Genomic DNA, 9,876 nt, shown 5'->3' with positions numbered 1-9,876 from the left:
GCGCCGGGACAGGGAGCCGATCGCGATCATCGGGATGAGCTGCCGGTTCCCCGGCGGCGTCCGGTCTCCCGAGGACCTGTGGGAGCTGCTGACGCAGGAACGTGACGCGGTGTCCGGCTTCCCGGACAACCGGGGCTGGGACCTGGCCTCGCTGTACGACCCGGACCCGGACAAGCCCGGCAAATGCTATGTCCAGGACGGCGGTTTCCTCTACGACGCCGACCGATTCGACCCGGGGTTCTTCGGGATCAGCCCGCGCGAAGCGCTCGCCATGGACCCGCAGCACCGGTTGCTGCTGGAGACCGCGTGGGAGGCGTTCGAGCGCGCCGGCATCGCCACCGCCGCAGTGCGCGGCAGCCGGACCGGCGTCTACGTCGGTGGCAACGGGACCGACTACTCCGAAGTTTTGCAGGAGACGCCGGACGGCGTCGCCGGATATCTCGGCATCGGCAGCGCCGCCTCGGTCGCTTCGGGCAGGCTCGCGTACACCTTCGGGCTGGAAGGCCCGGCCCTCACGATCGACACCGCCTGCTCGGCTTCGCTGGTCGCCCTGCACCTCGCGTGCCAGGGGCTGCGCCACGGGGACTGCACCATGGCGCTGGCGGCCGGGGTGACGGTGATGTCGACCCCGGGGTTCCTCGTCGAGTTCAGCCGCCAGCGCGGACTGGCCGAGGACGCGCGCTGCAAGGCGTTCGCGGACGCCGCCGACGGCACCGGGCTGGCCGAAGGCGCCGGCGTAGTGCTCCTGGAGCGGCTATCGGACGCGCGTCGTAATGGGCATCCGGTGTTGGCGGTGGTGCGGGGTTCGGCGGTGAATCAGGATGGTGCGTCGAATGGTTTGACGGCGCCGAATGGTCCTTCGCAGCGTCGGGTGATTGTTGCGGCGTTGGCGAATGCGGGTCTTTCCGCGGCGGATGTCGACGCGGTGGAGGCGCATGGCACGGGTACCAAGCTGGGCGATCCGATCGAAGCGCAGGCGCTACTGGCGACCTACGGGCAGAGCCGCGAGCAACCGTTGTGGCTGGGTTCGGTGAAATCGAATCTCGGTCATACGCAGGCGGCGGCCGGGGTCGCGGGTGTGATCAAGATGGTCGAGGCGATGCGGAACGGCCTGTTGCCGAAGACGTTGCATGTGGACAAGCCTTCGTCGCATGTGGACTGGTCGGCGGGGAAGGTGTCGCTGCTGACCGAGTCCCAGCCCTGGCCGGAGGTGGATCGTCCGCGGCGTGCCGGTGTGTCGTCGTTCGGGGTCAGCGGGACCAACGCCCACGTGATCCTGGAACAGGTTCCCACCGAGGAACCCGAACCCTCCACTATGGACTCGATTGTCCCCTTGGCGTTCTCGGCCAAGAGCGAAGCCGCCCTCCGGGAGACCGCGCGGCAGCTCGTCCCCGCGCTCGGCGCGGGCTTGCCGGACGTCGGCCTGTCCCTGGCCACCACTCGCTCGGCGTGGGAGTACCGCGCGGCACTGGTGGCGGCCGACCGCGAGAGTCTCACCGCACTCGCCGACGGCCGGGACGCCGCCGGTCTCGTTCGGGGCGTGGCGGGCGATCCGGGCAAGGTCGTGTTCGTGTTCCCGGGCCAGGGTTCGCAGTGGGCGGGGATGGGGCTGGAGTTGTATCAGGCCAGCCCGGTGTTCGCGGCGCGGCTGGACGAGTGCGCGGAGGCTCTTTCGTCCTTTGTGGACTGGTCGTTGCCGGATGTGCTCGGCGACGAGTCCGCGTTGGCCCGGGTCGATGTCGTGCAGCCGGTGTTGTGGGCGGTGATGGTGTCGTTGGCCGCGGTGTGGGAGTTCTACGGTGTGCGCCCCGACGCCGTCGTCGGTCATTCGCAGGGTGAGATCGCGGCCGCTTGTGTGAGCGGTGCTCTGTCCTTGCCGGACGGCGCCCGGGTCGTCGCGTTGCGCAGCAAGGCGATCACGGCCTTGGCGGGTCAGGGCGGGATGGTTTCCCTCGCGCTGCCCGTGGACGACGTACGGGCTCGGCTGACCGAAAGCCTGTCGATCGCCGCGGTGAACGGCGCCGGGGCGACGGTGGTCTCGGGTGATCCCGAGGCACTGGACGAGCTGATGGCGGCGTGCGAACGGGACGGCGTCCGGGCGAAACGGATCCCGGTGGACTACGCGTCGCATTCGGTGCAGGTGGAACAGATCCGTGCCGAGTTGCTGGACGTTCTCAGCGCGGTTCGCCCGATGTCCGGCCGCCTCCCGTTGTTCTCCACCGTCACCGGCGAGCTGGTCGACGGTTCGGGGCTGGACGCCGAGTACTGGTACCGCAATCTGCGGCAGACCGTCGAATTCGGCCACGCGATCCGGTCACTGTCGGAGCAGGGTTTCGGCGCGTTCGTGGAGACGAGCGCGCATCCGGTGCTGACCATGGCCATCCAGCAGACCGTCGAGGACGCGGTCGTCGCCGGTTCCCTTCGCCGTGACGAAGGCGGTCTGGACCGTGTGCTGTTGTCGCTCGGCGAGGCGTACGTCCAAGGCGTCGAGGTCGACTGGACCCGGGCCTTCGCCGGCGCGCACCGTGTCGACCTGCCCGCGTATCCGTTCCAGCGCGAGCGGTTCTGGCTCCAGCGAACGGCGGGCGGCACGGCCGCGGACCCGCTGGACGACATCCGGTACCGGGTGACGTGGAAGACGATCGAAGCTCTCCCCGAAGCATCGCTGACCGGGCGGTGGCTGGTCACCGTGCCCGCGGGAACGGACAGCGACCTCGTGGACCCGGTCGTCCGGAGTCTCGAAGCCCGCGGCGCGGAGACCCGCATCCTGCCCGTCGACCCCGGCCGGGAAGCCCTCGCGGACCGGCTGCGCGGGCTCGGCGTGCTCAGCGGCGTGGTGAGTCTGCTGGCGCTCGACGAACGACCGGACGCCGTCACCCCGGCGCTGTCCGACGGCTTGGCCAGGACCGTCCAGCTGATCCAGGCACTCGGCGACGCCGGACACGACGCTCCACTGTGGATCCTCACCCGCGGTGCCGTGACGACCGGGCCCCGGGACCCGCTGACCAACCCGGTACAGGCCCACGCCTGGGGAGTCGGTCGCGTCGCGGGACTGGAGCACGCCGACCGCTGGGGCGGCCTGATCGACCTGCCCGCCGAGTTCGACGAGGCGGCCGCCGGCCGGCTCTGCGCGGTGCTGGCAGGCGCGGGCGCCGAGGATCAGCTGGCGATCAGGGAACCGGGTGTCCTCGTCCGCCGACTGGTCAGGGCCGCGCGGACGGGCAAGCCGGACCGGACCTGGCGGCCGAGCGACACCGTCCTGCTCACCGGCGGGACCGGCGTACTGGGCACGCATATCGTGCGGTGGCTCGCGGGCAACGGCGCGGCTCGGATCGTGCTGCCCTCCCGGCGCGGACCGGCCGCGCCGGGCATGCCCGAACTGACCGCGGAGCTGGCCGGGCAGGGCGTCGAGCTGATACCGGCCGAGTGCGACGTGGCCGACCGGGCGGCGCTGGAGGACCTCGTGTCGCGGGTGCGGCGCAGCGGTCCGCCGATCCGCGCCGTCATCCACGCCGCCGCGCAGATCGGCCTCGGCTCCCTCGACGAGACGACGCTGGCCGACTTCGCCGACGTCGTCGGTGCGAAGGCGGACGGCGCCGGACATCTCGACGAGATCTTCCGTGACGACGACCTCGACGCGTTCGTGTTGTTCTCCTCCATCGCCGGAGTGTGGGGCAGCGGAGACCACGGCGCCTACGCCGCGGCCAACGCCTTCCTCGACGCGCTCGCGGCGCGTCGCCGGGCGGAAGGGCGCACCGCGACCTCGATCGCCTGGGGCGTCTGGGCCGCGGCGAACCCCTGGGACACCGACCGGGCCATCGAGGGCATCGACAACGATCAGCTGCGCCGCCGCGGTTTGCCGCTGATGGATCCCGCGCTCGCTTTCACCGCGCTGCAGCACGTCCTCGACCACGACGAGACGACGTTGACCGTCGCCCACGTGGACTGGGCGAAGTTCGTCCCGGTCTTCACCTCGACCAGGGCGCGGCCGCTGTTCGACGACCTGCCCGACGTCCAAGGCGCGGTGCAGGCCGGCACCGTGCCCGAAGCGGCCGGATCCGATCTCGCGCGGAGGGTGGCCGCCGCGGCCGACGGCGAACGTCTCGTCCTCGACCTGGTCCGCGCGCAGGTGACGGTGGTGCTCGGGCACTCCGCCCCCGACGCCGTGGCGCCCGCCCGGCCGTTCAAGGAGATGGGGTTCGACTCGCTGACCGCGGTCGAGCTGCGCAACAAGCTGACCGCGGCGACCGGGGTCCGGCTGCCGGCCACGATGGTCTACGACCACCCGAGCCCGGCGGCGCTGGCCCGCTATGTCCACGCTCAGCTGGTTCCCCGTGCCACCCCCGTACTCGACGAGCTCGACCGGATCGAGGCGGCGCTGTTCGGCGCGGAGACCGGGGACGAGGCGGCCGCCAAGATCATCGCCCGGCTGCGGTCGATGGTGTGGAAGTGGACCGACCTCGCCGGTGCGGTGGACCCGGCGGCCGACGACGGCCTCGACATCGCCACCGACGACGAGATATTCGACCTGATCGACGCCGAGTTCGGCAGTGCCTGACGGGGGATCCGCGCAAATGGCTGAGGAACAGAAACTCCGGGACTATCTCAAACGAGTGACCGCGGAGCTGCGGCAGACCCGCCGCCGGCTCGCCGAGGTGGAGGACAGGGCACCCGACCCGGTCGCCGTGGTCGCCATGGGCTGCCGTTTCCCCGGCGGGGTGCGCACGCCGGAGCAGCTCTGGCGGCTGTTGGTGGCCGAGGCCGATCTGGTCTCCGGGTTCCCGGCCGACCGTGGCTGGGACGCCGACGCGCTCTACGACCCGGATCCGGACACACCCGGCCGGACGTACGTGCGGGAAGGCGGCTTCCTGTCCGATGTGGACGACTTCGACGCGGGGTTCTTCGGGATCTCGCCACGCGAAGCGGCCGCCACCGACCCGCAGCAGCGGCTGCTGCTGGAGACCGCGTGGGAGACCCTCGAACGCGCGGGCATCGACCCGTTGTCGCTCAAGGGCAGCCGCACCGGCGTCTACGTCGGCTGCCACTACCAGGACCACGGCGTGCTGCTGAAGCAGGCGCCGGACAGCTACGAGGGCTACGTCGTCACCGCGAGCAACCCGAGCGTGGTGTCCGGCCGGATCGCCTACGCGCTGGGGCTCGAAGGCCCCGCCGTCACCATCGACACGGCGTGCTCGTCTTCGCTGACCGCGCTCCACCTCGCGGTCCAGGCGGTGCGGCACGGCGAGTGCGAGCGCGCACTGGCTGGCGGGGTCGCGGTGATGGCCACGCCTGCCTCGTTCACCGGGTTCAGCAGGCAGCGCGGGCTCGCCCACGACGGCCGCTGCAAGGCGTTCGCCGACGCCGCCGACGGGATGGGGCTGGCCGAGGGCGTCGGCCTCGTGCTCGTCGAGCGGCTGTCGGAGGCGCGCCGTCTCGGGCATCCGGTGCTGGCGATCGTGCGGGGTTCGGCGATCAACCAGGACGGGGCGTCCAACGGGCTCACCGCGCCGAACGGCACTTCCCAGCAGGAGGTCATCCGGCAGGCCCTCGTCGACGCCCGGCTCTCGGCCGACCAGGTCGACGCCGTGGAAGCACACGGCACGGGGACCACACTGGGCGACCCGATCGAGGCGCAGGCGTTGCTGGCGACCTACGGGCAGAGCCGCGAGCAACCGTTGTGGCTGGGGTCGATCAAGTCCAATATCGGCCACGCCCAGACCGCCTCCGGCGTCGCCGGTGTGATCAAGATGGTGCTGGCGATGCGGAACGGCCTGCTGCCGAAGACTTTGCACGTGGACAAGCCTTCGTCCCATGTGGACTGGTCGGCGGGGAAGGTGTCGTTGCTGACCGAAGCGCGGCCCTGGCCGGAGGTGGACCGTCCGCGTCGTGCCGGTGTGTCGTCGTTCGGCGTCAGCGGAACCAACGCCCACGTGATCCTGGAACACGTCCCGGCCGAGGAGCCGGAACCGTCTACTGTGGACTCGGTCGTACCGCTGGTGTTCTCGGCCAAGACCGAGCCCGCGCTGCGCGAAGCGGCCTGGCAGCTCGCCCCGCTTGTGGGCACCGGACTGCCCGACGTCGGCTTCTCGCTCGCCACCACTCGCTCCGGCTTCGAGCGCCGAGCCGTCCTGGTGGCCCGCGACGGGGGCTCGGCCGAACAGGGACTCCGGGCGTTGGCCGACGGCAAGGAGGTCGCCGGTCTGGTGCAGGGGAGTGCGGGCGATCCGGGCAAGGTCGTGTTCGTGTTCCCCGGTCAGGGTTCGCAGTGGGCGGGGATGGGCCTGGAGTTGTATGAGTCTTCCCCGGTTTTCGCGTCACGGTTGGATGAGTGTGCGGAGGCTCTTTCGTCCTTTGTGGACTGGTCGTTGCCGGATGTGCTTGGTGACGAGGCCGCGTTGGTGCGGGTTGATGTGGTGCAGCCGGTGTTGTGGGCGGTGATGGTGTCGTTGGCGGCGGTGTGGGAGTCCTACGGTGTCCGTCCTGATGTGGTGGTGGGGCATTCGCAGGGTGAGATCGCGGCGGCGTGTGTGAGTGGTGCGTTGTCGCTGGTCGATGGTGCGCGGGTGGTTGCGTTGCGGAGTAAGGCGATCACGGCTCTGGCTGGTCAGGGTGGGATGGTGTCGGTCGCGTTGCCGGTCGATGAGGTGCGCATCCGGCTCGGGGAGTCGCTGTCTGTGGCGGCGGTGAATGGTTCCGGGGCGACGGTGGTGTCGGGTGATCCCGCGGCGCTGGACGAGTTCATGGCGGCTTGTGGCCAGGACGGGGTTCGGGCGAAGCGGATTCCGGTGGATTACGCGTCGCATTCGGTTCAGGTGGAGCAGATCCGTGCCGAGTTGCTGGAGGTGCTGAGCGCGGTTGGTCCGGTGGCGGGCCGGGTTCCGTTGTTCTCCACCGTCACCGGCGAGTTGGTCGATGGTTCGGGTTTGGATGCGGAGTACTGGTATCGGAATCTGCGGCAGACCGTCGAATTCGAGCATGCGATCAGGTCGTTGTCGGAGCAGGGTTTCGGTGTGTTCGTGGAGACGAGCGCACATCCGGTCTTGACGATGGCGATTCAGCAGACCGCGGAAGACGCGGTGGCTGTTGGCACTCTTCGTCGGGACGACGGTGACCTCGACCGCATGTTGTTGTCGCTGGGCGAGGCTTACGTTCAGGGCGTCGATGTCGACTGGGCCCCGGCTTTCACCGGAGCGCATCGCGTCGACCTCCCCACCTATCCGTTCCAGCGGCAGCGCCACCGTCTCCCGGTGTCGGGGTCGACGGGCGCGGATCTCGAGTCGGCCGGTCTGCGGCAGGCCGGGCACCCGCTGCTCGGCGCGGCCCTCGAGACGCCGGACGGCGCTCTGGTCCTCACCGGCCGGATCTCCTTGCGCGACCACGGTTGGCTGGCGGAGCACCGGGTCTTCGACTCGGTTCTGCTGCCCGGCACCGGATTCGTCGAGCTCGCCGTGCACGCGGCCGACCTCGCCGGCTGCGGCCGGGTCGACGAGCTGGTGCTGGAGGCGCCGCTGGTGCTCCCGGAAGGCGACGGGGTGCGGATCCAGGTCGTGACCGAACCGGAGGGCGACGACGGTGGCCGGGCGTTCCAGGTGCACACCCGCACCGGCGACGCGGGCGAATGGGTGCGCAACGCCACCGGCGTGATGAGCCCCGAACCCGGCGAACCCGGCTTCGACACGGCCGCGGCCTGGCCACCGCCGGGCGCGGAACCTGTTGCGGTCGAAGGTTTCTACGCTGCGTTCGCCGAGCGCGGTTACGGCCACGGGCCCGCGTTCCAGGGCTTGCGCGCCGCGTGGCGCCACGGCGACGAGGTGTACGCCGAGGTCCGCCTGCCCGAAGAGCACACCGGCCACGCGGGGCACTACGGCCTGCACCCGGCACTGCTCGACGCGGCCTCGCACGCGGTCGCGCTCACCGCGGCCCAGCCGGACCAGGCCCACCTGCCGTTCTCCTGGCAGGGCGTGACCCTGCACGCCGCCGGTGCGGCCGCGGTCCGGGTGCGGGTCGCGGCGACCGGACCGGAGACCTACCGGGTGGCGCTGACCGACGAGAGCGGCGCGCCGGTGCTCACCGTCGAATCGCTGACGGTCCGCCCGGTGACCAAGGACCGGCTGCGCACCGGCCACGACTCGCTGTTCCACGTCACCTGGAAGCCGGTCCGGCAAGGGAATCCGCCGCACGATCAGACGATCGGCGTGCTCCGCGACGACCTTGGGCTCGCCGCGCACACCGGCCTGCGCGTCGAGCGCTACGGCTCACCCGCGGAAGCGGCCGGATCCCCGCCCGCCATCGTGCTCGCCACGCTGGCAGGAGGAACCGGGGATCTGGCGGCCGAGGCCCGCGCGGTCACCGGACAGGCACTGGAACTGGTCCAGCGATGGCTGGCCGACGACCGCCTCGCCGAGAGCACGCTGGTGTTCCGCACCCGTGGAGCGGTGCTCACCGGGACCGGCGACCCCGGCCAGGATCTGGCCGCGGCCACGGTGTGGGGCCTGCTCAGGACCGCGCAGACCGAGCACCCCGGCCGGTTCGTCCTGCTCGACATCGACGAACACCCGGCGTCCGCGGCCGCTCTCCCGGCCGCGCTGGCGACCGGTGAGCCCCAGCTGGCGATCCGCGCGGGGGAGATCCACGCGCCACGACTGGCCCGCGCGACCTCGCCCGGCGACGACACCTCCGTCGACCTCTCCGGGACGGTGCTGGTCACCGGCGGGACCGGGACGCTCGGCAGGCTCGTCGCCCGGCACCTCGTCGAGGCGCACGGGGTGCGGAGCCTCGTGCTGCTCAGCCGTCGCGGCGCCGGCGAAGGGGACGGGGAGCTGGAACGGCTCGGGGCGAAGGTGGAGATCCATGCCTGCGACGTCGGCGACCGCGCCGATCTCGCGAAGGTGCTGTCCGGGCTGGAGGGGCGGTTGTCCGCGGTCGTGCACGTCGCCGGCGTCCTGGACGACGGCGTCGTCACCGCCCAGTCCCCGGACCGGGTGGACCGGGTGTTCACCCCGAAGGTCGACGCCGTGGTCAACCTGCACGAGCTGACCAAGGACGCCGGGCTCTCGGCCTTCGTGCTCTTCTCTTCCGCGGCAGGCACATTCGGCAGCGTGGGACAGGCGAACTACGCCGCCGCCAACGCGTTCCTCGACGCCTTCGCCCACCACCGCCGCGCCCAGGGCCTTCCCGCCGTGTCGCTGGCGTGGGCGTTGTGGGCGCAACGCAGTGGCATGACCGAGCACCTCGGCGAAACCGACGTCGCGCGGATGATGAAGGGCGGCATGATCCCGCTGGCTTCCCGGGACGGGCTGACGTTGTTCGACGCGGCACTGGGCTCGGCCCATCCCGCGCTGGTGCCGGTCAAATTCGACACCGCCAAACTGCGCGCCCGTCCGGAGACCGTCCCGACGCTGCTGCGCGACCTCGTCCGGGCACCGGTGCGCCGGGCCTCGGCGGGCGTGGCCGTCGACGGCGGCCTGAGGCAGCGGCTCGCCGGGCTTCCCACGGGCGAGCGGGAATGGGCACTTGTCGACTTGGTGCGCGGGCATGTCGCGAACGTGCTCGGGCACTCGTCGCCACAGGAGATCGAGTCCGGGCGCGCCTTCACGGACCTGGGATTCGAGTCGCTCACCGCCGTCGAACTGCGCAACCGGCTCAGCTCGGCGACCGGGCTGCGCCTGCCCGCGACCCTCGTGTTCGACCACCCGACCTCCGCGGCGCTGGCCGGGTTCCTGCGCGAGCGGCTGTTCCCGGCGGAGGAAGCACCTTCGGACGTGACCGCACCCGAGCGCGACGCCGTCGCGGAAATCGACGAACTGGACGTCGCCGGTCTGGTCGACCTGGCGCTGGAAGCGGGAGCGGGCCGATGACCACATCGCACGACAAGGT

1 protein-coding gene and 1 pseudogene are annotated in these 9,876 nt (G+C 71.3%); both read left to right on the top strand.

What is annotated here, in order from left to right; all coding sequences use genetic code 11:
• Window positions 1-16: 16 nt before the first annotated feature.
• Window positions 17-4,558, top strand: a pseudogene (locus tag MJQ72_RS01065) (type I polyketide synthase); the annotation flags it as partial.
• Window positions 4,559-4,574: 16 nt separating this feature from the next.
• Window positions 4,575-9,857, top strand: a complete 5,283-nt coding sequence (locus tag MJQ72_RS01060) for a type I polyketide synthase (protein WP_240597116.1) — start codon at window positions 4,575-4,577, stop codon at window positions 9,855-9,857.
• Window positions 9,858-9,876 lie beyond the last annotated feature (19 nt).

Source organism: Amycolatopsis sp. EV170708-02-1, assembly GCF_022479115.1.
Classification (GTDB): Bacteria; Actinomycetota; Actinomycetes; order Mycobacteriales; family Pseudonocardiaceae; genus Amycolatopsis.
The sequence above is the reverse complement of the archived record's forward strand: the minus strand, read 5'-3'. Positions and strand labels throughout refer to the sequence as shown.